The 25,725-nt window shown below is 72.9% G+C and carries 23 protein-coding genes and 1 tRNA gene; 20 read left to right on the plus strand and 4 right to left on the minus strand.

Annotated features, from left to right (window positions below; all coding sequences use genetic code 11):
* Positions 1-84: 84 nt before the first annotated feature.
* Positions 85-798, plus strand: coding sequence for a hypothetical protein (locus J2S63_RS16760; protein WP_310304596.1), 714 nt, complete (start codon positions 85-87; stop codon positions 796-798).
* A 74-nt stretch (positions 799-872) separates the two neighbouring features.
* Here J2S63_RS16760 and J2S63_RS16765 read toward each other — a convergent pair whose 3' ends face one another.
* The gene (locus tag J2S63_RS16765) at positions 873-2,642 is read right to left on the minus strand and encodes a DUF429 domain-containing protein (protein ID WP_310304599.1); all 1,770 of its coding nucleotides are present in this window, start codon (positions 2,640-2,642) and stop codon (positions 873-875) included.
* 48 nt (positions 2,643-2,690) lie between these two features.
* Positions 2,691-4,382 (minus strand): dolichyl-phosphate-mannose--protein mannosyltransferase, encoded by a 1,692-nt coding sequence (locus J2S63_RS16770; protein WP_310304602.1) that lies wholly within the window; start codon positions 4,380-4,382, stop codon positions 2,691-2,693.
* A gap of 82 nt (positions 4,383-4,464) precedes the next feature.
* Here J2S63_RS16770 and J2S63_RS16775 point away from each other — a divergent pair, with 82 nt between their 5' ends.
* The 8 genes from J2S63_RS16775 to J2S63_RS16810 all read left to right on the plus strand — a co-directional run bounded on the left by J2S63_RS16775 (position 4,465) and on the right by J2S63_RS16810 (position 12,038).
* Entirely contained in the window at positions 4,465-4,755 is a 291-nt protein-coding gene (locus tag J2S63_RS16775) for a hypothetical protein (RefSeq protein WP_310304605.1), read from the plus strand.
* The gene (locus J2S63_RS16780) at positions 4,755-5,033 is read left to right on the plus strand and encodes a hypothetical protein (RefSeq protein ID WP_310304608.1); all 279 of its coding nucleotides are present in this window, start codon (positions 4,755-4,757) and stop codon (positions 5,031-5,033) included. The genes J2S63_RS16775 and J2S63_RS16780 overlap by 1 nt, the downstream gene beginning before the upstream one ends.
* Before the next feature lie 23 nt (positions 5,034-5,056).
* Positions 5,057-5,914 (plus strand): 16S rRNA (cytidine(1402)-2'-O)-methyltransferase, encoded by an 858-nt coding sequence (gene rsmI / locus J2S63_RS16785; protein ID WP_310304611.1) that lies wholly within the window; start codon positions 5,057-5,059, stop codon positions 5,912-5,914.
* The gene (locus J2S63_RS16790) at positions 5,911-6,771 is read left to right on the plus strand and encodes a TatD family hydrolase (RefSeq protein ID WP_310304614.1); all 861 of its coding nucleotides are present in this window, start codon (positions 5,911-5,913) and stop codon (positions 6,769-6,771) included. Before rsmI ends, J2S63_RS16790 begins: the two co-directional genes overlap by 4 nt.
* Positions 6,772-7,149: 378 nt before the next feature.
* A complete protein-coding gene (locus tag J2S63_RS16795; RefSeq protein WP_310304617.1) occupies positions 7,150-8,349 on the plus strand; it encodes a resuscitation-promoting factor in 1,200 nt (399 codons plus the stop codon).
* 29 nt (positions 8,350-8,378) lie between these two features.
* Positions 8,379-9,284, plus strand: coding sequence for a 16S rRNA (adenine(1518)-N(6)/adenine(1519)-N(6))-dimethyltransferase RsmA (rsmA, locus tag J2S63_RS16800; RefSeq protein ID WP_310304620.1), 906 nt, complete (start codon positions 8,379-8,381; stop codon positions 9,282-9,284).
* Positions 9,281-10,207: a 4-(cytidine 5'-diphospho)-2-C-methyl-D-erythritol kinase gene (locus J2S63_RS16805; protein ID WP_310304621.1), complete on the plus strand. Its 927-nt coding sequence runs from the start codon at positions 9,281-9,283 to the stop codon at positions 10,205-10,207. The genes rsmA and J2S63_RS16805 overlap by 4 nt, the downstream gene beginning before the upstream one ends.
* Before the next feature lie 118 nt (positions 10,208-10,325).
* Entirely contained in the window at positions 10,326-12,038 is a 1,713-nt protein-coding gene (locus tag J2S63_RS16810) for an ABC-F family ATP-binding cassette domain-containing protein (protein WP_310306730.1), read from the plus strand.
* Positions 12,039-12,079: 41 nt separating this feature from the next.
* Here J2S63_RS16810 and J2S63_RS16815 read toward each other — a convergent pair whose 3' ends face one another.
* Positions 12,080-12,595 (minus strand): MarR family winged helix-turn-helix transcriptional regulator, encoded by a 516-nt coding sequence (locus J2S63_RS16815; RefSeq protein ID WP_310304624.1) that lies wholly within the window; start codon positions 12,593-12,595, stop codon positions 12,080-12,082.
* Between the two features lie 78 nt (positions 12,596-12,673).
* Between J2S63_RS16815 and J2S63_RS16820 the strand changes: the two genes are divergently transcribed.
* The 11 genes from J2S63_RS16820 (at position 12,674) to J2S63_RS16870 (ending at position 23,873) form a co-directional block, all read left to right on the plus strand.
* Positions 12,674-13,543 (plus strand): LLM class F420-dependent oxidoreductase, encoded by an 870-nt coding sequence (locus J2S63_RS16820; protein WP_310304627.1) that lies wholly within the window; start codon positions 12,674-12,676, stop codon positions 13,541-13,543.
* A gap of 80 nt (positions 13,544-13,623) precedes the next feature.
* Positions 13,624-14,022, plus strand: coding sequence for a PLD nuclease N-terminal domain-containing protein (locus J2S63_RS16825; protein WP_310304630.1), 399 nt, complete (start codon positions 13,624-13,626; stop codon positions 14,020-14,022).
* Positions 14,023-14,195: 173 nt separating this feature from the next.
* Positions 14,196-14,275, plus strand: a tRNA-Gln gene (locus J2S63_RS16830).
* Between the two features lie 45 nt (positions 14,276-14,320).
* The gene (gene glmU / locus J2S63_RS16835) at positions 14,321-15,838 is read left to right on the plus strand and encodes a bifunctional UDP-N-acetylglucosamine diphosphorylase/glucosamine-1-phosphate N-acetyltransferase GlmU (RefSeq protein WP_310304632.1); all 1,518 of its coding nucleotides are present in this window, start codon (positions 14,321-14,323) and stop codon (positions 15,836-15,838) included.
* Positions 15,839-15,884: 46 nt separating this feature from the next.
* Entirely contained in the window at positions 15,885-16,865 is a 981-nt protein-coding gene (locus J2S63_RS16840) for a ribose-phosphate diphosphokinase (RefSeq protein WP_310304634.1), read from the plus strand.
* A 239-nt stretch (positions 16,866-17,104) separates the two neighbouring features.
* A complete protein-coding gene (locus J2S63_RS16845; RefSeq protein ID WP_310304636.1) occupies positions 17,105-17,800 on the plus strand; it encodes a 50S ribosomal protein L25/general stress protein Ctc in 696 nt (231 codons plus the stop codon).
* A 7-nt stretch (positions 17,801-17,807) separates the two neighbouring features.
* Positions 17,808-18,425 carry an aminoacyl-tRNA hydrolase gene (gene pth, locus J2S63_RS16850; protein ID WP_310304638.1) on the plus strand — a complete coding sequence of 206 codons (618 nt, stop codon included), beginning with the start codon at positions 17,808-17,810 and terminating at the stop codon, positions 18,423-18,425.
* Positions 18,426-18,534: 109 nt separating this feature from the next.
* Positions 18,535-19,944 (plus strand): exopolysaccharide biosynthesis polyprenyl glycosylphosphotransferase, encoded by a 1,410-nt coding sequence (locus tag J2S63_RS16855; RefSeq protein ID WP_310304640.1) that lies wholly within the window; start codon positions 18,535-18,537, stop codon positions 19,942-19,944.
* A gap of 29 nt (positions 19,945-19,973) precedes the next feature.
* Positions 19,974-20,801 (plus strand): 3'(2'),5'-bisphosphate nucleotidase CysQ, encoded by an 828-nt coding sequence (locus J2S63_RS16860; protein WP_310304642.1) that lies wholly within the window; start codon positions 19,974-19,976, stop codon positions 20,799-20,801.
* Positions 20,798-21,475, plus strand: a complete 678-nt coding sequence (locus J2S63_RS16865; RefSeq protein WP_310304644.1) for an HAD family hydrolase — start codon at positions 20,798-20,800, stop codon at positions 21,473-21,475. The genes J2S63_RS16860 and J2S63_RS16865 overlap by 4 nt, the downstream gene beginning before the upstream one ends.
* 97 nt (positions 21,476-21,572) lie before the next feature.
* Positions 21,573-23,873, plus strand: coding sequence for a hypothetical protein (locus J2S63_RS16870; protein WP_310304646.1), 2,301 nt, complete (start codon positions 21,573-21,575; stop codon positions 23,871-23,873).
* Between the two features lie 6 nt (positions 23,874-23,879).
* On the opposite strand, the gene J2S63_RS16875 is transcribed toward J2S63_RS16870, so the two are convergent.
* Positions 23,880-25,652 carry a cellulase family glycosylhydrolase gene (locus J2S63_RS16875; RefSeq protein WP_310304647.1) on the minus strand — a complete coding sequence of 591 codons (1,773 nt, stop codon included), beginning with the start codon at positions 25,650-25,652 and terminating at the stop codon, positions 23,880-23,882.
* Between the last annotated feature and the right edge of the window lie 73 nt (positions 25,653-25,725).

The following is a 25,725-nucleotide window of genomic DNA, read 5'->3' on the forward strand; positions in this document are numbered from 1 at the left end:
GGTGGGGACCGCACCCGCATCCGGTTTGTCCGCGTGGGGTGCGGGTAGGTGTTCGGTATCCCCTGATCGGAGGAGAGACCCATCATGGCCATCTTCAGACGAGGCTCCGGCACCACCACGGAGCCGACCACCACCGGCACCACCACTACCACCGGCACCCCCGCCGGCACCCGGACGGTCGAGCGCGACCGGGAGCTGCGCGACGAGCACGCCGCCCACACCTCCCACGTCGTGGGCGAGGACCGCGCCGAGCGCGCGGCCATCGCCCGCGAGAACGCCCACGAGCGCTTCGGCGGGATCAACTGGGGCGCGGCGTTCTTCGGCTGGCTGGTGGCGGTCGCGGTCACGGTCCTGCTCACCAGCATCATCGGCGCGATCGTCGCCGCGGTGAGCGACTCCACCAACGTCACGCAGACCGAGGCCGACCGCCAGGCCGGCACGATCGGGCTGGCCGCCGCGCTCACGCTGATCCTGGTGCTCGCGCTGGCCTACTACACCGGCGGCTACGTCGCCGGCCGGATGTCGCGCTTCGACGGCGCGAAGCAGGGGCTGGCCTCGTGGCTGGTCGGCCTGTTCGCGACGATCCTCGCGGTGGTCATCGGCTGGATCGCCGGGGACCAGTACAACGTCTTCGACCGCGTCGACCTCCCGCGCATCCCGATCCCGACCGACCAGGTCACCTCCGGTGGCGTGGTCGTCGCCGTGGCGGTGATCGTGCTGACCATCCTCACTGCCGTGCTCGGCGGCAAGGTGGGCACGCGCTACCACCTGCGCGTCGACCGGGCGCACACCGTCTGACGGACCGACCCGCACGCTCCAGGACCCCGGTGGCCACGGCCGCCGGGGTCCGGTGCGTCCGGGCGGGGTCGGGCTCAGTGCTCGAGGATGCGGTCGAGCCGCGAGCGCAGGAGGTCGGCCCGGTGCTCGTTGCCGTGCAGCGCGAGGTAGCGCTCGCCGAAGATCGCCAGCAGGCTGTCGTCGAGCCGGCGGACGGCACCGGGTGGGTACTTGTAGCCCATGTGCGCGGTGACCTCCTCCTCGTCGACGGAGTCCAGGACCACGGCCAGCGCGGCGATCGAGGTGATGCCCAGCTCGAGCAGCAGGCCAGAGACCCACTCGTAGTGGTCGGGGCGTGACCAGCCGGCCTCGATGTAGCGCTCGGTGAGGAACTGCGCCAGGTCCTCGGTGCCGATGCCCAGGGAGCTCGGCAGCCCCGGCGGCGGGGTGTAGGACGACCCCTGCAGCCGCTCGTGGATCGCGGAGAACTCCTGGTCGGCCAGCTCCAGCAGACCGGCCGCCAGGGTGAAGCGCCGGTCGAGGTCGCGCACGTGTTCGTCGGGGACGACCCCCTTGTAGCGCGTGGCGTGCTCGAACTCGGCCCACGCGTGCTGGAGCACGGTGCGGACCTGGACCTGGGCGGGCCGGGCCCGCATCTCCTCGGTGCCCTCACCCTCACGCAGGCGTACGACGAGGTGGCGGCTGGCGTAGCCGAACCGACCCTCGCTCGCGGTCTGCAGCCCCAGGTCGCGGTCGTCGAGGACCTCGAACTCGCCGTGCAGCACCCGGGCGACCACGTCGACGTCGCCGCGGAGGTAGGTGATCACCCGCAGGCCGATCTGGTCGGTGATGTCGTGCAGGGGGTCGGGGAACATCGGGCGGCCCTCGCGCAGACGACCCGCCTTGGCGGCGAACGACGCGATGCCCTTGGCCCGGCCGCTGACGCTGAGGTAGTTGATCCCGGACTGGTCGAGCAGGTCGGTGAGCATCGCGACGAAGCCGTCGGTGGCGCTCTGCAGGGAGGAGTGGCCGGCGGCGTAGCTGCGCACCAGCCTGGTCATCGCGTCCTCGTCGGGCAGCACCACCGGAGTCTCCGGCACGACGCCGCGCGGGTCCAGGGGCGCCGCCTCGTGGCCCTCGGGGAGCGTCGGGGTGACGATGTAGCCGGTCTCACCGTCGCCGTACACCGTGGTGCGCTCCGGGACGGTCTGGCGGTAGAGCGCGAGGTAGGCGCACAGCACCGCGTCGACCTGGTCCTCGGCGCGCCGCAGGTCGACCTTGCGCTCGGCCTCCTCGAGGGAGCGGACCAGGTCGAGCCAGCCACCGTGGTGCTCGAGGTGGAGCGGGACCTCGGCGTCGGCGAGGGAGCGCAGGTGCCCGACGAGCTCGAGCAGCGCGGAGCGCATCTCCTCCATCGTGCGCCCGGGGCGGTTCTTGTACTTCAGCGTCCGGCCGAGCCGGAACAGCGAGATCGTCGCCGGGTGCGGGTAGACCTCGATCGCGCGGCGGTGGGCCGTCGAGCCGGGCGCCAGGTCGAGACCGAGCCGCTCGCACAGCCGGGCCGCGCGCGTGCCGTCGGCGAACTCCGGCTTGCCCGTGTTGGCCGGGTGGCAGCCGGCCTCGAACCGGCCGAAGTCGGCGTTGAGCGCCGCCTCGCAAAGACGGTTGCCGGTCGGGTTGACCACGATGAGGGGGGCGTCGATCGCCACCAGGCAGTCCACGTCGTCGTACGGCGCGAGGGCCGCGGCGATCTCGTCGTCGGTCACGCGGGAGGCCACCTCGAGCAGCCGCCCGTCCCCGTCGAGGACCGCGACGCCGGTGGGTCGCTTCTCACCCCAGGCGAGGTCGAGTCCGATGTAGTGCACGTGCCCACCCTGCCGCATCGGTCCGCCTGCCCCCTGGAGCGCCACCGCTCAGATCCAGCGCCGGAACCAGATCCGGTCGAGCCACTGGGGCGTGGTGAGGAGCTGGTCGGTGTAGATCGGCCAGAACCACGCGAAGTTGGCCATCACCAGCACGACGATGGCGCCGGCGAGCACCGCACCCACGGTGCGGCGGCGGCGCGAGGCCAGCTCGCTGCCCAGGACCCGGCCGACCACGAGGGTCAGGGCGAGCACGGTGAACGGCAGCGTGACGACGGCGTAGAAGGAGAAGATCGGCCGCCCGGCGTAGGGCAGGAACGGCAGCCAGGTGGTGAGCACCCCGACCACGACCAGGCCGAAGCGCCAGTCTCGCCGGGCGATCCAGGAGTACGCCGAGTAGAGCAGCGCGGGCACGCCCATCCACCACAGGGCGGGGGTGCCGAGCAGCAGCACCTGGCGCAGGCACGTGGAGTCGGCCGGCGCGTTGCAGCCCTGGGTGCCGGGCTTGATGCCGAGGTCCGCCGCGACGCCGACGGGCCGGTTGAGGATCAGCCAGCCGCCCGGGTTGGAGGCGTAGACGTGCGTGACGCCGTCGAGGCCGTGGCTGTGGAACGACCAGACGTCGCGGTGGTAGTGGTAGAGGCTCCGCAGCCCCTGGACCAGGCCGTCGACGAAGCCGTGGGCCTGGACCTTGGTGTAGCTGCCCCAGTAGGGGCCGTAGTTGTTGTCGCTGAGGTGGACCTCGTAGGTGTGGGCGTGCAGCAGCCACCCGGTCCAGGTGGCGACGTAGACCACGAGGGCGACGCCGACGAGGTAGCCGAAGGCGAGCAGCCCGTCGGCCACCGCGGCCTTGACGAAGGCCCAGCGCACGCCGATCGAGCGACGGACCCCGGCGTCCCACACGACCACGAGCAGGCCCAGGCCCGCGAGGGGGACCAGGGCGCTCCACTTGGACCCGATCGCCAGGCCGAAGAGGACGCCGGCCGCGAGACGCCACGGCCGCCACCGCAGCCCGCGCACCGGCCCGAAGCCGTCGCCCGGGGCGTAGCCGGGCTCGACCAGCGTCGCCATCCGGGCGCGGCCCCAGTCCCGGTCGGCGACCAGGCACGAGACCGCGGAGAGGAGGAAGAAGGCGACGAAGATGTCGAGCAACGCCAGGCGGGACAGCACGAACTGGAGGCCGTCGAAGCAAAGCAGGAGCCCGGCCACGCCGCCCAGCAGGTTGGAGCGGGTGATGCGGCGCGCGAGCCGCACCATCACCAGGACCATGAGCGTGCCGACGACCGCGCTGGCGAGCCTCCAGCCGAGCGAGTCGAAGCCGAGGAGCTTCTCGCCCGCCCCGATCAGCCACTTGCCGACCTCGGGGTGGACCACCATCGAGGGCGTGTCCTTCTGCATCGACGGGTTGTAGCGGCCGTCGACGATCGCGTCGTTGACCTTGTCGACCCAGTCGCGCGCGTAGCCGAACTTCCACAGCGAGAAGGCGTCCTTGGCGTAGTACGTCTCGTCGAAGAGGAACTGCTTGGGGTAGCCGAGGTTCCAGAAGCGCAGCACGCCGGCCAGCAGGGTGACGCCCGCGGTCACCAGCCAGCCGACCAGCCGGTCGTCCGGTGCCCGTCCGGCGAGACGAGTGCGGGCCGTTGGGACCTCGCGACCGTCGGCGGTGCGCGAGAGGCCGACGGTGGCAGGGCCGGGTGGGGAGGGGGTCGTGTCCGGGTCGGCGGTCGGGGCGGTCGCGGTCACCGGGTCAGCGTACGCAGCCAGGACCTGTCGTCCCCACAGGCGAGGGACAGGCGGCGCGGGCACCGTGGAGGACATGGATCACATGGACGGCACGGAACAGAGCGACACGCCACCGGACAGCCCTCGGTCCCGCGAGGAGCGCCGTCGCCGACTGCGGCGCGGGCTCCTCGGCGGGGTCCTCGCCTCCTCGCTCGGCCTCACGGTCGCCTACGGCGCCGTGGGCGCCACCACGGCCACCGGCCACGCCTCGACCGGTGCCGGCGGGTCGGCCTCCGCCTCGTCGGGCTCGTCGTCGTCCTGGTGGTCCAGCGGCGGCGGCGTGGGCCCGGCGAGCGCCGGCGGGTCCACCCACGCCGCGTCGAGCGGGTCGTGATGGCCGGCCCTGGCCCGGCGTACGACGACTGGTCGCTGTGGAGCACCTCGGCCCGCCTGGTCGTCACCGAGGCCCGGCCGGTGTGGCGCACGGTGACCGTCGCCGCCCCCACCTGCCTGCTGGCCAACGCCGCCTCGACCGCGTCCGTGGTGCTCGGCGAGGACGCACCGGCCTGGCTCGCCGAGCGCCACCTCGACGCGCGGCTGGTCGGTGCCGACGGGCGGGTCGTCCGGGTCGGCGGCTGGCCGACCCCCGGCGACAGGGTCCACGCCGCCTGACCCGCCCTGAGAGACTGGCCGGCATGGAGACGGCCGAGCGCGAGGAGGGGCTCCTGGTCCTCGCCGGGACCCCGATCGGGCGCGTCGCCGACGCCCCGCCCCGCCTGGCCGAGGAGCTCGCGAGCGCCGACGTGGTGGCGGCCGAGGACACCCGCCGCCTGGCCCGGCTGGCCGCCGAACTCGGGGTCGAGGTGACCGGTCGGGTCGTGTCCTACTTCGAGGGCAACGAGGCCCAGCGGACGCCTGCGCTGGTCGAGGCCCTGACCCGCGGGGAGCGCGTGCTCCTGGTGACCGACGCGGGGATGCCGTCGGTCTCCGACCCCGGCTTCCGGCTGGTCGCGGGCGCGGTCGCGGTCGGCGTGCGGGTCACCGTCGTGCCGGGTCCGAGCGCGGTGCTCACCGCCCTCGCGCTGTCGGCCCTCCCGGTCGACCGCTTCTGCTTCGAGGGGTTCCTCCCGCGCAAGGCGGGGGAGCGGGCACGGCGCCTGGCCGAGGTCGCCGACGACCCACGCACGCTGGTCTACTTCGAGGCCCCCCACCGGACGGCCGCGGCCCTGGCCGCGATGGCCGAGGCCTTCGGGCCGGACCGGCCCGCTGCGGTCTGCCGCGAGCTCACCAAGACCTACGAGGAGGTCGTGCGCGGCCCGCTGTCCGAGCTCGTCGCCTGGGCCCAGGGCGAGGTGCGCGGCGAGGTCACGCTCGTCGTCGGCGGTGCGCCGGCACCGGACACCTCCGACCTCGACTGGGCCGCCCTGGTCGAGGCCGAGACGGCTACCGGGGTGAGCCGCACCGACGCGGTCAAGGCCGTCGCCCGGAGGCACGGCGTCCCCAAGCGCACGGTGTACGACGCCGCGCACCGACCCTCAGGAGGCCCCGCGTGAGCGCCCCGAAGGACCCCCGACCGCCCGCCCCCGAGCCGCTGCCGCACCCCGTCGTCGACAACCACTGCCACCTCGACATGACGCTGGACGGCTGCGGGGAGTGGTCGCCCGAGACCGCGCTGGCCGCGGCGGCCGAGGTCGGCGTGACGCGCATCGTGCAGATCGGCTGCGACCTCCAGGGCGCGCGCTGGGCCGTCGACGTGGCCGACCGCGTCCCGGGGATCGTCGCGGGCGTCGCGCTGCACCCCAACGAGGCTCCGCGACTGGCCGAGCAGGGGTGGCTCGACAGAGCCTGGGGCGAGATCGAGCAGCTGGCCGAGCACCCGCGCGTCCGGGCCGTGGGGGAGACCGGGCTCGACCACTTCCGCACCGGCGAGGAGGGCCGCGCCGCCCAGGAGGACTCCTTCCGGCGCCACGTCGACCTGGCCAAGCGCCTGGACCGCACGCTGGTGATCCACGACCGTGACGCGCACGCCGAGGTCCTGCGGGTGGTCGACTCGGAGGGGCCGCCGGACCGGGTGGTCATGCACTGCTTCTCCGGTGACGCGGCCTTCGCCCGCGAGTGCCTGGACCGCGGGTTCTGGCTGTCCTTCGCCGGCACGGTGACCTTCAAGAACGCCGTCGGCGTGCGCGAGGCGATGCAGGCCGCGCCCCGCGACCGGGTGCTGGTCGAGACCGACGCCCCGTTCCTGACCCCCACGCCGCACCGCGGCCGTCCCAACGCCTCCTACCTCGTGCCGCTGACCATGCGGTTCATGGCCGAGCACCGGGGGGAGGACCTGGCCGAGCTCTGCGCCCGGGTCGAGGCCAACACCTTCGCCGCGTTCGGGGGCGAGTGGGAGCCCGCCGGCCCGTGAGCCACCCCTGAGTCGTAGGTCCCGATCCGGCCGAGGCCCAACGTCCCGAACCGGCACTCGTCACGACGGGCGGGCGGCGGTCTGGACCGATCGGGCACCCGCTCCGCGTGAGGTGCCTCACCCCTGACCTGCGGTGATCCGCCTGACCCCGGCGTGTCGCGCCGTCCGCGTGTGGCGTGTGCCACAGGCGCTTTTGTTGGGCACGTGACCAACTTGTTACGGTCGTCCGGACAGCCGGGAGCGGATCGCACCACCTGCACCGAGCCGGGACGTCGACCCCCCGCGCGTGACCGGACGGACCGGCCACGACCTGCCCACCAGGGCGGGGGACGCGACGGACCGGCCCCGTGGCCCGGAGAGCGCGAACATTGGAGAGCCGTGGCCGCCGACGCGACCCCGACCACCCCCACGACCAGCACCACCGGCACCACCCCCGAGACCACCGGCGAGACCCCTGGCGCCCCGCGCCGCAGGAAGCGTCTCGCGATCGTCCTCTCCACCCTCACCCTCGCGCTCGTCGCGACCACGGTCGGCTTCGCCGCCATGGGTGACGAGATGACCCTCAGCATCGACGGCCGGGCCACCCAGATCCGCACCTCGGCCGCGACGGTCGGCGAGGTCCTCGACGACCAGGGCGTCGAGATCGGTGACCACGACGTCGTCGTCCCCTCCCTCGACACCCCGGTGAGGTCGGGCTCCCGCATCGCGGTGCGCTTCGGCCGCCCGCTCCAGGTCAACGTGGACGGCAAGAAGTCCTCCCACTGGGTGACCGCCACCAGCGTCTCGAGCGCCGTCCGCCAGATCGGGCTGCGCCTGGGCGAGGCCCGGCTGTCGGCCAGCCGCTCGGCCTCCATCGACCGCGACGGCATGTCGCTGACCGTGGTGACCCCCAAGAAGCTCAGCCTCGTGCTCCTCGGACGCAAGCCGGTCCGTCGCACGATGACCGCGCTCACCGTGGGCCAGGCCCTGCGCATGCAGGGCGTGCAGGTCGACGGCAACGACCTCGTCCGTCCCTCGCGCGGCCGCCTCGTGCACGACGGCGACCGGATCACCTTCAGCCGGGTCACGATCACCCGCCACCGGGTGAACGACGAGCGCATCGGCTACACCACGATCACCCGGTCCGACTCCTCGATGGACAAGGGCGACACCGAGGTCGTGCGCGCCGGCCGAGCCGGCAGCCGCGACGTGGTCTACCGCCTCCGCAAGGTCAACGGCAAGGTCGTCGGACGCCAGGCGCTCAAGGTGAGCGACCGCCACGCGCCCGTCGCCGCGATCGTCAAGGTCGGCACCAAGGAGCCCGCTCCCGCCCCGACCGCCAACTACGCCTCCGGCGGCACCGTCTGGGACCAGATCGCGCAGTGCGAGTCCGGCGGCAACTGGGCGATCAACACCGGCAACGGCTACTACGGCGGCCTGCAGTTCAACCTCTCGACCTGGCACTCCTACGGCGGTTCGGGCTACCCCAACCAGAACAGCCGGGAGACCCAGATCATGATCGCCGAGCGGGTCCGCGCGGCCACGGGTGGCTACGGCTCCTGGCCGGGCTGCGCGTCCGCCCTGGGCCTGCCCATGTGACGCGTCACGCCCACTAGAGTCGGACGGTCATGACCCGACCGGCCGATCATCCCCAGCAGCAGCACTCCGCCGGTCCGAGACTCCTCGGGCCGGCGGAGGTGCGTTCGCTCGCGGACGCGCTCGGCGTACGCCCCACCAAGCAGCGGGGCCAGAACTTCGTCATCGACGCCAACACCGTCCGCCGCATCGTCCGGGCAGCCGGGGCCGGCCCGGAGGACTGCGTGCTCGAGGTCGGTCCCGGGCTCGGCTCGCTGACCCTCGCCCTGCTCGAGGTGGCACGCCACGTCGTCGCCGTCGAGATCGACGACGTGCTCGCCGGCGCCCTGCCCGCCACGGTCGAGCGCTTCGCCCCCGAGCAGGCCGACCGCTTCTCCCTGCTGCACGCCGACGCGATGCGGGTGACCGAGCTGCCGGGGCCCCCGGCGACCGCGCTGGTCGCCAACCTGCCCTACAACGTCTCCGTGCCCGTCCTGCTCCACCTGCTCGAGCACGTGCCGACCCTCGAGCGCGGGCTGGTCATGGTGCAGTCCGAGGTCGCCGACCGGCTCGCCGCACCGCCGGGCTCGCGCACCTACGGCGTCCCGTCGGTCAAGGCCGCCTGGTACGCCGACGTACGCCGCGCGGGCGCGGTCGGCCGCAACGTCTTCTGGCCGGCGCCCAACGTCGACTCGGGGCTGGTCGCGTTCACCCGGCGCGAGCCGCCCGCGCACCGCAGCGGACGCGCGGAGGTGTTCGCCGTCGTCGACGCGGCGTTCGGCCAGCGGCGCAAGGGGCTGCGGGGTGCGCTGCGCGTCCTCGCGCCCGTGGAGCAGGTCGAGCGCGCTCTCGAGGCGGCCGGGGTCGACCCGCTGGCCCGCGGCGAGGCGCTGGACCTCCAGGCCTTCGTCCGCATCGCCGACGCCCTGCACGACCTCCGGCAGGAGGGGCAGGCATGACGAGCGAGGTGCGGGTCAGCGCCCCCGCCAAGATCAACCTCCACCTCGGCGTCGGCCAGGTGCGCCCCGACGGCTTCCACCCGCTGGTGACGGTCTTCCAGGCCCTCGGGCTGTACGACGAGCTGACGCTGCGTCCGGCGCGCACGTCCAGCCTCACGGTGTCCGGCGAGGACGTCGACGTCACCGCGGTGCCGACCGGCTCCTCCAACCTGGTGCTGCGCGCGGTCGAGGCCCTCGCGGCCCACCACGGGCGCACCGACCTCGCGGTGAGCTGCCACCTGCGCAAGCGGATCCCGGTCGCCGGTGGCCTGGCCGGGGGCAGCACCGACGCGGCCGCGGCGCTGGTGGGGGTGGACTCGCTGTTCGAGCTGCACACCCCGCGCCAGGAGCTGCACGACCTCGCGGCCGGCCTCGGCAGCGACGTGCCCTTCTGCCTGCACGGCGGCACCGCCCTGGGCACGGGCCGCGGCGAGGAGCTGGCGCCGCTGATGTCGCGCGGTGACTACTGGTGGGTCCTGCTGCCCGACGACGAGGGCCTCTCGACCCCGGCGGTCTACTCGGCCTACGACCTGCTCGGGCACCACGCGGAGCCCGAGCCGCCGACCGAGCTGCTCGCCGCGCTGCGGGTCGGCGACGTCGCGCGGGTCGGCGAGCTGCTGCACAACGACCTCGCCCCGCCGGCCTGCTCCCTTCGCCCCGACCTGGCCGAGGTGGTCGCCGCGGGCGAGGAGTGCGGGGCGTTCGGCGGCCTGGTCTCCGGCTCCGGACCGACCGTGGCGTTCCTGTGCGGCGACGCCGAGCACGCCGCCTATGTCGACGGCCGGCTGCAGGAGACCCTCGGCACCGCGCCTGGCATCGTGGTCAAGGCGCCGGCCCACGGCGCCCGCGTCGTCGGTGCCCGCGTGGGCGGGATCTACCAGTGAGCGAAGCGCGCCGACGGCCACTCGTGGCTCCGCCGCCCAGCCGAGCGAGGGCGGTGGACGAGTGAGCACGGTGAACCTGGTCAACCTCGAGCGGGTGTCGCACTCCTACGGCATCCGCATGCTCCTCGACGGGGTGAGCCTCGGGGTGGGGGAGCGCCAGCGCATCGGCGTCGTCGGCCGCAACGGCGACGGCAAGAGCACGCTGCTCGACATCCTCGCCGGGGTCACCGAACCCCAGGAGGGGCGCGTCTCGAGGTCGCGCAGCCTGCGGCTCGGGCACCTGGTCCAGGGCGACCCGTTGGTGCCCCACGAGACCGTCCGCGACGTGGTCCTCCAGGGCCGGCTCGAGCACGAGTGGGCCGCCGACAGCACCACCCGCGAGGTCGTCGAGGTGCTGCTCGCCGGCATCGACCTCGACCGCCTGGTCGACGGCCTCTCCGGTGGCGAGCGACGGCGCTGCTCGCTGGCGCGGCTGCTGCTGGAGGACCACGACCTGGTGCTCCTCGACGAGCCGACCAACCACCTCGACGTCGAGGCGGTCGACTGGCTGGCCCGCCACCTGGTCGCTCGTGAGCTGGCGCTGGTCGTGGTCACCCACGACCGGTGGTTCCTCGACGCGGTCTGCGACCAGACCTGGGAGGTCCACGACGGCACGGTCGACGTCTACGACGGTGGCTACGCCGCGTTCGTCCTGGCCAAGGCCGAGCGGCAGCGCCAGGCCGCGGCCTCCGAGTCGCGCCGGCTCAACCTGGTCCGCAAGGAGCTGGCCTGGCTGCGCCGCGGCGCGCCCGCCCGCACCTCCAAGCCCAAGTTCCGCATCGACGCCGCCAACGAGCTGATCGAGGACGTCCCGCCCCCGCGCGACCGCCTCGAGCTGCAGAAGTTCGCCACGCAGCGGCTCGGCAAGGACGTCGTCGAGCTCGAGGACGCCGACCTCGTCCGGGGTGACCGGACGCTGCTCGAGCACGTCACCTGGCGCCTCGGCCCCGGTGACCGCGTCGGTCTCGTCGGGGTCAACGGCGCGGGCAAGACCTCCGTCCTGCGCCTGCTGGCCGGCGAGCTCGAGCCGACCCAGGGCCGCGTGCGCACCGGGCGGACGGTCGCGCTGGCCCACCTGACCCAGCAGGTGACCCTGCCCGACGCCGCCTCCGACGTGCGCGTCCTGGACTCCGTCGAGCGGATCAAGCGGGTGACCCGCACCCGCGACGGGGAGGTCACCGCGAGCTCGATGCTCGAGCGCTTCGGGTTCACCGGCGAGCGGCTCACCACCCGCGTCTCCGACCTCTCCGGCGGGGAGCGCCGGCGCCTCCAGCTCCTCCGGCTGCTCCTCGGTGAGCCCAACGTGCTGCTGCTCGACGAGCCGACCAACGACCTCGACATCGAGACCCTCAACGTCCTCGAGGACTTCCTCGACGGCTGGCCCGGCACCCTCGTCGTGGTCAGCCACGACCGCTACTTCCTCGAGCGCGTGTGCGACACCGTCCACGGCCTCTACGGCGACGGCACGCTGCGGCTGCTGCCGCGCGGGGTCGAGGAGTACCTCGAGCACCGCCGTGCCGCCCTGGCCGCCGAGCCCGCGGCCGCGCCCGGCGGCCCTGCCGCCGCACCCGTGACGGATGCGGCGGCCCAGCGCGAGGCCCGCAAGACGATGGCGCGGCTGGAGCGCCAGATCGACAAGCTCCAGGCCGACGAGACACGGCTGCACGACGCCCTGGCCGCCCACGCCTCCGACTTCGAGCGCCTGGCCGACCTCGACCGCGAGCTGCGCGAGGTCGTCGCCCGCCGCGAGGCCCTCGAGGAGGAGTGGCTCGAAGCCGCGGACGGGAGCTAGGCAGGGAGTCTCGGGTGTGGTCAGGGAGGCGAGCAGACCGCTCAGCTCTCCACCGCGACGGACAGCTGGCGCAGGAGGCTCGCGAGCCGCCGTCGGTCGCCGACGCCGAGGGCGGACAGCAGGCCCTGCTCGCGGTCGAGGAGCCCGGCCAGGGCGCCGTCGACGGCCTCACGGCCGGCGTCGGTCAGCCGGACCAGGACGCCGCGCCGGTCCTCGGGGTCGGGCAGGCGGGTGACCAGGCCGCGTCCGACGAGGCGGTCGACCCGGTTGGTCATCGTGCCGCTGGTCACGAGCGTCTCGCGGATCAGCCGCCCCGGTGACAGCTCGTACGGCGCCCCGGCCCGCCTGAGTGCCGCGAGCACGTCGAACTCCCACGGCTCGAGGTCGTGCGCGGCGAACGTGCCGCGTCGCAGCTGGTCGAGGTGGTGGCTGACCCGGGTGACCCGGCTGAGCACCTCCATCGGCGAGAGGTCCAGGTCGGGACGCTCCCGGCCCCACGCCTCGACCAGCCGGTCGACCTGGTCCGCGGGCCGGTCGGAGGCGGAGGGCTGGGGCATGCGGCCAGGGTAGTCCCGGATCGGCCCCGTCAAGATTCTTGACGTCGAAAGACCTGGGCGGCGGCGTAGGTTCGCCTCATGCAGCTCGGCGTCCACTACGCGAACTTCACCCACCCCGACTGGCAGTCCCGGCTGGCCGACCGGCTCGACGAGACCGCGCGGGTCGCCGACCAGGGCGGTGTCTCGCTGCTCTCGGTGATGGACCACTTCTTCCAGATGGAGATGCTCGGCGGTCCGCCCGAGCCGATGCTGGAGGGCTACACCACCCTGGGCCACCTCTCCGGCCTCACCGAGCGGGTCCGCCTGACCCTCCTCGTCACCGGGGTGACCTACCGCCACCCGGGCCTGCTGGCCAAGCAGGTGGCGACGCTCGACGTGCTCTCCCGCGGGCGGGCGGTGCTCGGCCTCGGCGCCGCCTGGTACGAGCGCGAGCACCTCGGCCTCGGAGTCCCGTTCCCGCCGCTGGCCGAGCGCTTCGAGCGGCTCGAGGAGACGCTGCGCGTGGTCCACCAGATGTGGGGCGACGACGACGGCGCCTTCGAGGGCACGCACTACCGCCTCGCGGAGACCGTGTGCGTCCCGCCGCCGGTCCAGCGGCCGCACCCGCGCATCCTCCTCGGCGGCAGCGGGGAGCAGAAGACCCTGCGCCTGGTCGCGAGGTACGCCGGTGCGTGCAACCTCTTCGGCGCCGAGACCGACGTGATCGGGCACAAGCTCGACGTGCTGCGCCGCCACTGTGAGGTCGAGGGCACCGACTACGACGCGATCGAGAAGACCGTCCTGGTCAGCCCCGACGCGGAGGGGTGGCAGGGCCTGGTCCGCCGGGCGGAGGCGCTGGCCCCGCTCGGGGTCGACACGGTCGTGACGATGCCCGGCAGCGACGACCCGGTCGCCGAGGTGACCACGCTGGTCGAGGAGGTCGTGCCGAGGCTGGCCGACCTCGGCTGATCGAGGTGCCGGCCGCGGGGCCGCGGGACCCGGCCGTTCGGCACTTCCCCCGGACCCCGGCGGCAGGGGAGCATCCGGCCATGATCAAGCTCGAGCTCGCCTTCGGACTGCTCGTCCTGGCGCTCTGGGTCTTCTCGGTGATCGACGTCATCACCAGCGACGAGGGGGCCATCCGCTACCTGCCCAAGGTGCCCTGGCTCCTCCTGGTGCTGTTCTTCCCGCTGGCCGGCTCCGTCGCGTGGCTCGTGGCCGGTCGTCCCGCCGGTCCTCCCACGCCCCGGCCCTACGAGCGCGCCGCCCCCGCCTACCCGGAGTACGACCGTCCCGGCCGCGCCGCCGCCGGCAGCCCGGGCGAGGACGAGGCCTTCCTCGCGCGCGTCCGCGAGCGGGCCGAGGAGCAGCGGCGCGCCTACGAGCAGCGCCGACGGCCGGAGGAGGCCGGCGGGGCCGAGGGCGCCGGCGGACCGGGCGGGGCCTGACTCGTGGGGTCCCTGCTCCCGGGCCACCTGCCCGGGCATCACGGTCAGCATGCTGGCGACCGGGTCGTCGTACGGCCTGGTGGTGCTGGCCGGCATCCTCGCCGGGCTGTGGCTGCGCGGGCGCGTGGAGCGACGGGAACCAGGTCGCGCCCACGTTAGGCTGAGCGCCTCCATCCCCGGTTGGTCTGTCGGCAGGGCCCGCCGCACTTTGAATGCGGACAAAGCGACGTAGGTTCGACTCCTACCCGGGGAGCGACCGGTCCCGATCCACCCGTCCCTCGATCGACCAGGAGATCCCGTGGCGCGTCCTGCCGCCGTCATCGTCCTCGCCGCCGGCAGCGGCACCCGCATGAAGTCCAAGACGATGAAGGTCCTGCACCCGATCTGCGGACGCTCGATGGTGGGGCACGTGCTGACCGCCGCAGTCGCCGTCGACGCCCGCCGGGTCGTCGCGGTCGTGGGCCACGGCCGGGAGCAGGTCGGCCCGCACGTGCAGGAGCACGTGCCCGGGGCCGTGCTCGCGGTGCAGGAGACCCAGGAGGGCACGGGGCACGCGGTGCGCATGGGCGTCGAGGCCCTGCTCGCCGCCGACGCCGAGGGCACCGACGGCACGGTCGTGGTGATGACCGGCGACACCCCGCTGCTCGAGGGCGCCACCCTCGTCGACCTGGTGGCCGACCACGACGCCGCCGGCCGCGCGGTCACCATCCTCACCGGCGAGCTCGACGACCCCTTCGGCTACGGCCGGGTGGTGCGCGACGAGGCCGGCGAGGTCCTCGCCGTGGTGGAGGAGAAGGACGCCACCGACGAGCAGCGCGCGGTCCGCGAGATCAACTCCGGCATCTACGCCTTCGACGGCCGCTTCCTCGCCGACGCCCTCGGCCGGATCACCAACGACAACGCCAAGGGCGAGTACTACCTCACCGACGTCGTGGCGATCGCGCGCGCCGACGGTGCCTCCGTGGGCGCCCACGTCACCGACGACGTGATGCAGACCGAGGGGGCCAACGACCGCGCCCAGCTCGCCGCGCTCGGCGCGCACCTCAACCGCCGCACGCTCGACCACTGGATGCGGGAGGGCGTCACCGTCGTCGACCCGTCCACGACGTGGATCGACGTCACGGTCACGCTCGAGCGCGACACGACGGTCCTGCCCGGCGTCCAGCTCCTGGGTGCGACCACGGTCGCCGAGGACGCGGTCGTGGGCCCCGACTCCACGCTCAAGGACTGCGAGGTCGGGCCCGGTGCCAAGGTCGTGCGCACCCACGGCGAGCTCGCCGTGATCGGTGCGGGGGCCAACGTCGGGCCGTTCTCCTACCTGCGACCTGGCACGGTGCTGGGGGAGGGCGGCAAGATCGGCGCGTTCGTCGAGACCAAGAACGCCCGGATCGGCGACGGCGCCAAGGTGCCCCACCTGTCCTACGTCGGCGACGCCGAGATCGGCGAGCAGACCAACATCGGTGCGGGCACGATCTTCGCCAACTACGACGGGGTCGCCAAGCACCGCACCACGGTCGGGCGCCACGCCCGCACGGGCAGCAACAACACCTTCGTCGCCCCGGTCACGATCGGGGACGGCGCGGTGACCGGCGGTGGCACCGTCGTACGCCGGGACGTGCCGGCGGGCGCGCTGGCCGTCAACGACGTGCAGCAACGCGTCGTCGAGGGCTGGGTCCAGGAGCGGCGACCCGGCACGCCGGCCGCAGAGGCGGCTGGGGCTGCTGGGGCGGCCGTGGCGGGCGCCGACACCGGACGTGACCAGACCGACACGTCCCAGGGGGCGACCCGTGACGACGGATCACCTACCCCTGGGTGAGACTAGACGTGGCACACCGGCGGACCCAGACCCAGGAGACCCACGCGTGACCAGCATCAAGCGGACCACCGAGAAGAACCTGATGGTCTTCACCGGCCGAGCGCACCCCGACCTGGCCGAGGAGGTCGCGTCCCTGCTGGGGATCACGCTGGTCCCGACCACCGCCTACGACTTCGCCAACAGCGAGATCTACGTGCGGTTCCAGGAGTCGGTGCGCGGCTCCGACGCCTTCGTGATCCAGAGCCACACGGCACCGGTCAACGAGTGGATCATGGAGCACCTGATCATGGTCGACGCGCTCAAGCGCGCCTCGGCCAAGCGCATCACGGTGGTGATGCCGTTCTACGGCTACGCCCGGCAGGACAAGAAGCACCGCGGCCGCGAGCCGATCTCGGCCCGCCTCATCGCCGACCTCTTCGCCACCGCCGGCGCCGACCGGCTCATCGCCGTCGACCTGCACACCGCGCAGATCCAGGGCTTCTTCGACGGCCCGGTCGACCACCTGATGGCGCTGCCGATCCTGGCCGACTACGTCAGGGACCGCTACGGAGACCAGCAGCTGGCCGTGGTCTCGCCCGACGCCGGCCGGATCAAGGTGGCCGAGCAGTGGTCGAGCCGCCTGGGTGGGGCGCCGCTGGCGTTCATCCACAAGACCCGCGACATCACGCGCCCCAACGAGTCGGTGGCCAACCGGGTCGTCGGTGACGTGACCGGCCGCATCTGCATCCTGGTCGACGACATGATCGACACCGGCGGCACGATCGTGAAGGCCGCCGAGGCGCTGATGAACGACGGCGCCGCCGGCGTCGTCATCGCCGCCACCCACGCGATCCTCAGCGACCCGGCGCTCGACCGGCTGAAGAACTCGCCGGCGGTCGAGGTGGTCGTCACCAACACGCTGCCGATCCCCGACGACCGCCAGTTCGACAAGCTCACCGTCCTGTCCATCGCACCGCTGATCAGCCGGGCGATCCAGGAGGTCTTCGAGGACGGGTCGGTCACCTCGCTGTTCGACGGCCAGGCCTGAGGCCCGCGGGCGGTTCGGGGCCCAGGGCCCGATTCGCCTGCCTGCGGCGGCCCCGCTAAGATCGTCAGGTTGCCTCGGCGAGGGAGACACCCCGTCACCTGTGAACCACGACAGGGTCCCTCCGTGATCGACGCGGTCGCGCCCTCGGGTGCGCGCGCTCACGTCTCGCCGGCAGCCGGCCGGTGTCGCTCAGCGGCACCACACACGCAGACGCAACCGAGCTGAGGAGTTCCCCCGAGATGTCCGAGACCAAGCTGACCGCGGAGACCCGCACCGAGTTCGGCAAGGGCGCCGCCCGCCGCATTCGCCGCGAGCACAAGGTTCCTGCCGTCCTCTACGGCCACGGCACCGACCCCGTGCACATCACGCTGCCGGGCCACGACACGATGCTGGCGCTCAAGCACGGCGGCACCAACGCGCTGCTGGCGATCGACGTCGACGGCAAGGAGACCCTGGTGCTGCCCAAGCAGGTCCAGCGGCACCCGGTCAAGGGCGAGCTGGAGCACCTCGACCTGCTGATCGTCCGCCGCGGCGAGAAGGTCGTCGTCGAGGTCCCCGTCCACGTGGTCGGCGAGGCCGCGTCCGAGACACTGGTGACCGTCGACCACGCCACCTTGTCGGTCGAGGCCGAGGCCACCCACATCCCCGACTTCTTCGAGGTCTCGGTCGAGGGTGCCGAGGCCGGCACCCAGATCCTGGCCAAGGACGTCGAGCTGCCGTCCGGCTCGGCCCTCATGACCGACGCCGAGGCCCTCGTGGTCAACGTCTCGGCCGCCCCGACCGCGGAGGAGGTCGAGGCCGAGCTCGCCGACGCCGAGGCCGAGGCCGGCATCGAGCACGAGGCCTCCGACAAGGAGCTCGAGGCCGAGGCTGCCGCCGAGGGCGAGTCCTCCACCGACTCCGGCGACGCGGCCGAGGGCTCCACCGAGGAGTGACCTCACCGTGAACCTGCGACGGGCCGGGGCCGCCGAGCCGTCCGACACCTGGTTGGTGGTCGGGCTCGGCAACCCCGGCCCGTCCTACGCCCGCACGCGCCACAACGTCGGCTACCGCGTGGTCGACGAGCTGGCCGACCAGGTCGGCGGGCGGCTGCGGCGCCACAAGTCCCAGCACGCCGACGTGCTGGAGGGGCGGCTGCAGGTCGGCGGCCCCCGCCTGGTGCTCGGCCGGGCCCGCACCTACATGAACGAGTCGGGCGGTCCGGTGAAGTCGCTCATGACCTTCTACCGGGTCCGGACGGACCACCTGATCGTGGTCCACGACGAGCTCGACCTGCCGTTCGGCGGGCTCCGGGTCAAGCTGGGTGGCGGGGACAACGGTCACAACGGACTACGGTCGATCAGAAGTGCCCTCGGCAGCGGCGACTACCATCGGGTGCGAGTGGGCATCGGGAGGCCAACGGGCCGGCTGGTGACGTCGGACTACGTTCTGGGGCCGTTCAGCCCTGGTGAGGAAGCCGAGCTTTCTTTACTGTTGGACCGTAGCGCCGAGGCTGTCGCCTCGTTGATGGAGCAGGGGTTGGAGAAAACCCAGCAGAGCTTCAACAACGCCAGGACGTAGGGGGCGGGGCCGCAGCTCGCGAGGGGTGAGCCGGTCCCGACAAATGAACAGATGCCGTCCCGTGGGGGGACGGCCGCAACCACCTACCAACCTTGGGGAGCTGGGGGACATGCCGACGATGCCTTCGACGGGCACCGCCACGACCGCGCGGGGGATGCAGCGGTCCGTCGCCCGCTCGGTGCCTGCCGAGCAGCGACGACGAGGCGCGATCCACCTCGAGGTGGGTCTTGCCATGATGGCGGCCGCCACGACGGCTCTCACCATGACCACCGACGCGGTCCTCCTCTGCGGCCAGCTGGTGCTCTGGGGCACCCTGGCCTACCGCCGCTCGGTCCCGCTGGCCGGACCGCCGCTGCGCCAGGTCCGTCCGCTCTTCCAGTCCCTCGGCATCGTGCTCGCGCTGACCTCGCTCGGCATCGCGCTGGGTCTCAACGACCTGGCCGGGCCTGCGCTCGCGCTGCCGATCTGCGCCGCCGCCCTCGCGGCGGCGGTCGGGCGGCTGCTCATGCTCCGACTGGCCGGCCCGATGCGCGTGCTGGTCGTGGGGGACCTCATGGCCGCCTCCCGGGCCGGACTGACCTGGCGGGGGAGCCGCCAGGTGAAGGTCGTGGGCAACATCGTCGTCCAGCCCGAGCAGACCTCGGCCGAGCCGCTCAAGGAGCTCCTGGGCGTGCCCGTGTGGAGCGACCTCGACCAGCTGCCCGCGCTCGCCGAGGCCAGCCAGGCCGACCTCGTGGTCCTGGCGCCCGGCACCGGGCTCACCAGCGCCGACGTACGCCGGATCACCTGGGCGCTGCAGGACCACCACGCCGGTGTCGCGATGCTCGGCCTGTTCGACGCCGTCGCGCCCGAGCGCATCCGCGCCGGCCGCCTCGGCAACGAGACGCTCTGCGAGATCGACCCGCCCAAGGGCTCGCCGGTCGCGACGTTCCTCAAGGGCGCCTTCGACCGCCTCGCCGCGGCGCTGCTGCTGGTGGTGGCCGCGCCCGTGATGGCGGCGGTCGCGCTGGCGGTCAAGCTCGACAGCCGTGGACCCGTGCTCTTCCGCCAGACGCGGGTGGGGCGGCACGGCGCGCTGTTCACCGTCCTCAAGGTCCGCACGATGCGCTCCGACGCCGAGGAGGTCAAGGCCGAGCTGATCGACTCCAACGAGTTCGACGGGGTCCTGTTCAAGATCAAGCGCGACCCGCGGGTGACCCGGGTGGGCCAGTTCCTGCGGAAGTTCTCCCTCGACGAGCTGCCCCAGCTGCTCAACGTGCTGCGCGGCGAGATGTCGCTGATCGGACCGCGCCCGTTCCTGCCCGCCGAGACCGCCCAGATGGCCGCCGACGACCTGCGGCGCCTCGCGGTCAAGCCCGGCATCACCGGGCTGTGGCAGGTCAGCGGTCGCTCCGACCTCGACTGGGACGAGTCGGTGGCCCTGGACACCTACTACGCCGACAACTGGAGCCTCGGCTCCGACGTGCAGATCGCCCTGCGCACGGTCGGTGCGGTGATCAACGCCAAGGGCGCCTACTGAGGCACGTGGCCCCGTGAGAGGGTGACCGCGTGACCGACCACGAGCCCGAGCAGGCCCTCTCCGACGTCGTCTCCGGGTTCGACCCGGGCACCCCCGCGCCAGGCCTCGACGACCACGGTCTCGCCGCCTGGCTGGCGACGGCGGCGGGCGACCTCCTCACCCAGGTGCGGGCGACCGGGCTCGAGGGCAAGGCCCTCAAGGACGCCGGTGACGGCGCCGCGCACGATCTCCTGATGCGGCTGCTGGCCGAGCACCGCCCCGGCGACGCGGTGCTGTCGGAGGAGGGCAAGGACGACAAGGTCCGCCTCACCTCCTCGCGCGCCTGGATCGTCGACCCGTTGGACGGCACGCGCGAGTTCTCCGAGCCCCCGCGCGAGGACTGGGCGGTGCACGTCGCTCTCTGGGAGGGGCACGACGGTGAGGGCGACCTCGTCGCCGGCGCCGTGGCGCAGCCCGGCCTGGGCCGCACGTTCCACACCGGTGAGCCGCCGGTCGTGCCCGAGCGCACGTCCGAGCGCCCGCGCATCGCGGTCTCCCGCACGCGCCCACCGGCCTTCGTGCAGGCGCTCGCGGAGGAGATCGGCGCCGAGCTGGTCCCGATGGGGTCGGCCGGGGCGAAGGTGATCTCCGTGGTGCGCGACGTCTCCGACGCCTACGTCCACGCCGGCGGCCAGTACGAGTGGGACTCCGCCGCGCCGGTGGCGGTCGCGCGCGCCGTGGGCCTGCACACGAGCCGCGTGGACGGCAGCCCGCTGCGCTACAACCAGGACGAGGTCCTGCTGCCCGACCTCGTCGTGTGCCGCCCCGAGCTGGCCGAGCCCATCCTGGCCTTCGTCCGCCGCCACGGCACCGAGTGAGCGCACCGCGGCCCGCAGCGGTCCTGTGGGACGCCGACGGGGTGCTGCAGACCGTGCCCCGGGGGTGGGAGCACACGATGCGTCCCGTCGTCGAGGGCCACGTCGACGACGTCGAGGCGTTCCTGGTCGAGGCGTTCGAGGCCGAGGCGCCGTCGTTGCGTGGCGAGGTGCCCTGGTCGCGCCAGCTCACCGACCTGCTCGAGCGCTGGGGGGTGCCGGAGCTGCACGACCGCGCCCTGGAGGTGTGGTTCACCATCATCCCCGTGACCGGGTCGCGCGACCTGGTCCGCCGCGTCCGCTTGGGCGGGACCGGCTGCCACCTGGCCAGCAACCAGGACCGCACCCGGGCCGAGCACATGGTCACCGAGGTCGGCTACGACGAGCTGCTCGACGGCTGCTTCTTCAGCTGCTTCCTCGGGATCGCCAAGCCGGAGCCGGCCTTCTTCCGCGCGATCCTGGACGAGCTCGCCCTCGTGCCGGAGCAGGTGCTGTTCGTCGACGACAACCCGGTCAACGTCGCGGCCGCGGAGGGGCTCGGCATCCGGTCCCTGTGCTGGAACGACCGGGAGGACCTCGACCTGCTCGAGTCCTGGCTGCGTGGGCAGGGCGCGCTGGACGACCGAGGTCCCGCCCACGTGGCCCCCGCACGCACAATTTCAGGCCCTTGGGCCTAACCCCGGGCCCGGAGGTCCGTTGGTAAAGAAAGCGTGATTTGCCACGATTCACGCAGGGGGTCTGCTACAGGCTCCGTCCTGGGGGATCGAGGGGTTCGTGTTCCGTTCACAGCTGCTGCGCTGGCTCGTGCTGGCGGTCGGTCTCGCCACGATCTGGGGGGCCACCTCCCTGGTCGTCGCCCAGGCCGCCGTCCAGGTCAGCCCCAGCGCGTCCCCGAGCTGGCGGGTCAACGGCAAGGTGTCGGCGACCGTGGTCAGCGGCGACACCCTGGTCGTCGGTGGCAGCTTCACCACCGCGACCGCTCCTGACGGCACGACCGCCCCGCGGGCCAACCTCGCGGCGTTCTCCATGTCGACCGGCGCGCTCCTGACCGGGTGGCGCGCCGACACCGACGGCAAGGTGCTCGCCCTGAGCGTCACCGGCACGCGGGTCTTCGTGGGAGGGTCCTTCACCACCGTGGCCGGCCAGTCCCGCCCCCACCTCGCGCGGGTGAGCCTCGCCGACGGCGCGCTCGCGGCGCCCTCCTGGCAGCTCGACGGCGACGTGATGTCGCTGGAGTCGGCGGGCGAGACGGTCTACGCGGGCGGTTCCTTCCTCACCCTGGGCGGGCTCGACCAGTACCGCCTGATGAAGCTCGAGGCCGGCACCGGCGCCGTCGACCGCACGTTCTTCCCACGCACCAACGGACCCGTGCAGGCGCTGCAGCTGGCTCCGGACGGCAGCCGGCTCTTCGTCGGCGGCTCGTTCACCACCCTCAGCGGCCTGAGCCGCAACGGTCTCGGTGTCCTCGACCCCGCCACCGGCGAGCCGACCGCCACCGTCTTCCCCTACTCCGTGTCGCCCACCCTCAGCCTGGCCATCGACGACACCGGCAGCCGGATCTTCGCCGGCTCCGCCAACGTCAACAACGTCATCAGCGCCTACAGCACCGCGACCGGTGCCTTGGCGTGGCAGCACGTCGCCGACGGTGACATCCAGGCGGCCGACTACTACGACGGCACGGTCTACTTCGGCTTCCACGAGGGCGACGGCGGTGACACGACCGTCCGGATGCTCGCCGCCGATGCGGCCACGGGCGCGATCGACACCGCCTTCCGGCCCACCTTCGACGCGTTCTACGGCGTCTTCGCCATCGACGCCGGACCGTGGGGGATCGCGGCGGGCGGCGTGTTCACCAGTGTCTCCGGGGTGCCGGCCCAGGGCTTCGTGCGCTTCACCACGCCCCGGACGTCCGCGACCACCACGCTGCTGCCCTCGGGCTCCACGTGGCGCTACCTCGACACCGGCCAGGTGGCCGCGGGGTGGCAGACCGTGGGCTTCGACGACCGTGGCTGGTCGAGCGGGCCGGCCCAGCTCGGCTACGGCGACGGTGACGAGCGCACCGTCGTCAACAGCGGGCCCTCCACCGGCCACTACCCGACGACCTGGTTCCGCACGACCTTCGACGGGGGGTCCACCGCGCCGACCTCGCTGGTCCTGTCGCTGATGGCCGACGACGGTGCGGTGGTCTACCTCAACGGCGTCGAGGTGGCGCGGGACAACCTGCCGACCGGCACGATCACGGCCGACACCTGGGCGCTCACGGCGCGGGCGGGTGCCGAGGAGTCGGCGTTCCGCGACGTGCAGCTGGCCGACGGGGTGGCCCGTGCGGGCACCAACGTGGTGGCGGTGGAGGTGCACCAGGAGAGCGCCTCGTCCTCCGACGTCAGCTTCGACCTGGCGCTGCGCGGGGCCACCACGGCCTCGTCGCCCTCCAGCTCCCCGACGAGCCCGGTCAGCTCGCCGACCAGCCCCACCACGTCGCCGACGAGCCCGACGACCTCGCCGACCTCGCCGACCTCGCCGACCTCGCCGACCAGCCCCACCACGTCGACCACCAGCCCCACACCGCCGCCGCCCACGACCTACGTCCCGGCCGGCACGGCGTGGCGCTACTGGGACAAGGGGACGCGTCCGACCGGGTGGTCGGCGACCTCGTTCAGCGACACCACCTGGGCCTCCGGCAACGCCGAGCTCGGGTTCGGTGACGGTGACGAGGCCACGGTGGTCTCCTCCGGAGGTCGCAAGTCGGTCTATCTGACGTCGTACTTCCGCCGCACCTTCAGCGTCCCGGTCCTGCCGACGGTCGACCTGCGGCTCTCGATGGTGATCGACGACGGCGCGGTGGTCTACGTCAACGGGCGCGAGGTCGCCCGCGACAACATGCCGACGGGCACCGTGAGCAACACGACCAGGGCCTCGACGGCGCGTGCCGGCGCCGCCGAGCGGGCCTGGCGGGACTTCACCGTGCCGCGGTCGGCGCTGGTCGCGGGGACCAACCTGATCGCCGTCGAGGTGCACCAGGACAGCACGTCCTCGAGCGACCTCAGCTTCAACGCCCTGCTGCGCACCCCCTGAGGCGGCTCAGCTGGTCTTCAGCATCCGGAACATCTTGAGGTCGAAGCGCACGTCGGACGAGCTCCGGTCGGCGTTGTGGATCTCGACCGCGATCACGTTCTTGCCCTTGCGCAGCAGCCGGCTGGAGAAGCTGCGGCTGAGCCAGGTGGTCTCGGCGTCGATGTCGGAGATCGTGGTCCGCGCCGGCGTGCCCCAGCTGAAGCCGCTGGGCAGGTTGTCGGTCCAGACGCGACGGTTGTTGACGTAGACCGCGATGGCGTCGTCGCGCTGCACCTGGAGCCAGAAGCGGCTGGTGGCGCCGGGCTTGGCGATCCAGAGGTTCTTGCGGAACGCGTAGGTCATGCGCGAGGCGTGCACCCGGGAGCGCAGGCCCTCGTCGCCGTAGCCGAGCACCGAGGTGCCGGTCTTCCAGGAGCGGGCGTTGAACCGGATCTTCTTCCAACCCCAGGCCTTGCGGCCGGAGTCGTTGAACTTCCAGCGCGACCCGCTCGGCACGAGCGTCTGCCGCCGCATCGTGGGGATGATCCGAGGCTCGGACGTGGGGTCGGAGGTCGGGGCCGTGGTGGGGGTGCTGGTTGGGGTGCTGGTGGGGGTGCTGGTCGGGGTGCTGGTCGGGGTGCTGGTGGGGGTGCTGGTCGGAGACGCGGTGGGGCTGGTGGTGGGCAGCTGGACGGTGCCACGCAGGACCTTGAAGAGGGGGAGGACCGCGCGCGGGGTGAAGTCGCGCTTCATCAGGCCGTAGCCGTCCTGCTGGGCGTTGCCGGTGTTCTTGTCGCGGCTGTTGTACCAGATCATCGTCTCGACCTGGGGCCAGCGCTTCTGGGTGAGGGCGACGGCGCGCTGGAAGTAGTCGGCCTGGGTCGCCTCGGTGACGCCGCGGTTCCACGGCTCGGTGGTCGAGCTGTTGTCGTGCACCGACCAGCCGAACTCGGTGAACCAGATCGGCTTGGCGGAGTCGCCACGGGTGGCCATGAGGGAGACCAGCGTGTCGGTGTACATCATCGTCCAGATGTTGCCGTTGGCCGGCGTCTCGGGGGCGGCGTCGGCGGGGCCCATGTAGGGGTGCACGGCCATGGTGTCGAAGTAGTTCTTGGCGCCGGCGTCGTAGGTCTTCTGGATCCAGGGCGTGTCGACGTACATCGTGCCGCCGAAGACGATGTTGACGCCCGGGTCGGCGGCGTGGGCCGCGGTGTAGCCCGCCTTGAGCAGCGCCGTGTACTTCGCGGGGTCGGCGCCGACGAAGAAGTCGGCGGAGTTGGGCTCGTTCCAGATCTCCCAGGCGTCGACCTTGCCCTTCCACAGCGACACGAAGTGCGCCAGTGCGGTGCCGTAGGTCCGGGGGTCGGTCGGGGCGGCGAGGGGACCCTTGCCGCCGTTGGCCCAGTCGGGCGTGCGCCAGAAGGTGACCAGGACCTTGAGGCCGCGGGCCTTCGCCGCCTCGATCTGCTTCTGGACGAAGGGCACGGCCCAGCCGGTGTCGTAGGTGCCGGCCTGGGGCTGGAGCATCGCCCAGCCGACGTCGATGCGCACCCACTGGACGCCGTTGGCCGACATCGCGTCGAGCTCCTTGGCGCGGTCGGTGTCGGTCTGGTCGGACCAGGTGGCGTGCCACTGCGCGCCGAGACCGGGGCCGGTCGTGGTCGCCGCGCCCGCGGGGGATGCGGTCGAGGCGGTCGCCACGGTGACCAGCAGCGCAGCCAGGACGGCCGACGTCACGGTGGCCACCAGGGCCTTCAGCAGGGTGTGCGGTGCTGTGGGGCGCACGGCAGCAACAGTCATCTCGAGGTCCTCCCAAACCGCGAATGGAATCCGGGCCGGCCTCTCCCAAAGCAGCGGCCCAGGACTTAAGTGT

The organism is Nocardioides marmoribigeumensis (genome assembly GCF_031458325.1).
GTDB classification, from domain to species: Bacteria; Actinomycetota; Actinomycetes; order Propionibacteriales; family Nocardioidaceae; genus Marmoricola_A; species Marmoricola_A marmoribigeumensis.

Bases quoted from the DNA above. Each gene is read 5' to 3' on its own strand.
- J2S63_RS16760 (WP_310304596.1), top strand. From the start codon at position 85: ATGGCCATCTTCAGACGAGGCTCCGGCACCACCACGGAGCCGACCACC.
- J2S63_RS16775 (WP_310304605.1), top strand. From the start codon at position 4,465: ATGGACGGCACGGAACAGAGCGACACGCCACCGGACAGCCCTCGGTCC.
- J2S63_RS16780 (WP_310304608.1), top strand. From the start codon at position 4,755: ATGGCCGGCCCTGGCCCGGCGTACGACGACTGGTCGCTGTGGAGCACC.
- rsmI (WP_310304611.1), top strand. From the start codon at position 5,057: ATGGAGACGGCCGAGCGCGAGGAGGGGCTCCTGGTCCTCGCCGGGACC.
- rsmA (WP_310304620.1), top strand. From the start codon at position 8,379: ATGACCCGACCGGCCGATCATCCCCAGCAGCAGCACTCCGCCGGTCCG.
- J2S63_RS16805 (WP_310304621.1), top strand. From the start codon at position 9,281: ATGACGAGCGAGGTGCGGGTCAGCGCCCCCGCCAAGATCAACCTCCAC.
- J2S63_RS16810 (WP_310306730.1), top strand. From the start codon at position 10,326: ATGCTCCTCGACGGGGTGAGCCTCGGGGTGGGGGAGCGCCAGCGCATC.
- J2S63_RS16815 (WP_310304624.1), bottom strand. From the start codon at position 12,595: ATGCCCCAGCCCTCCGCCTCCGACCGGCCCGCGGACCAGGTCGACCGG.
- J2S63_RS16820 (WP_310304627.1), top strand. From the start codon at position 12,674: ATGCAGCTCGGCGTCCACTACGCGAACTTCACCCACCCCGACTGGCAG.
- J2S63_RS16825 (WP_310304630.1), top strand. From the start codon at position 13,624: ATGATCAAGCTCGAGCTCGCCTTCGGACTGCTCGTCCTGGCGCTCTGG.
- J2S63_RS16845 (WP_310304636.1), top strand. From the start codon at position 17,105: ATGTCCGAGACCAAGCTGACCGCGGAGACCCGCACCGAGTTCGGCAAG.
- J2S63_RS16855 (WP_310304640.1), top strand. From the start codon at position 18,535: ATGCCGACGATGCCTTCGACGGGCACCGCCACGACCGCGCGGGGGATG.
- J2S63_RS16875 (WP_310304647.1), bottom strand. From the start codon at position 25,652: ATGACTGTTGCTGCCGTGCGCCCCACAGCACCGCACACCCTGCTGAAG.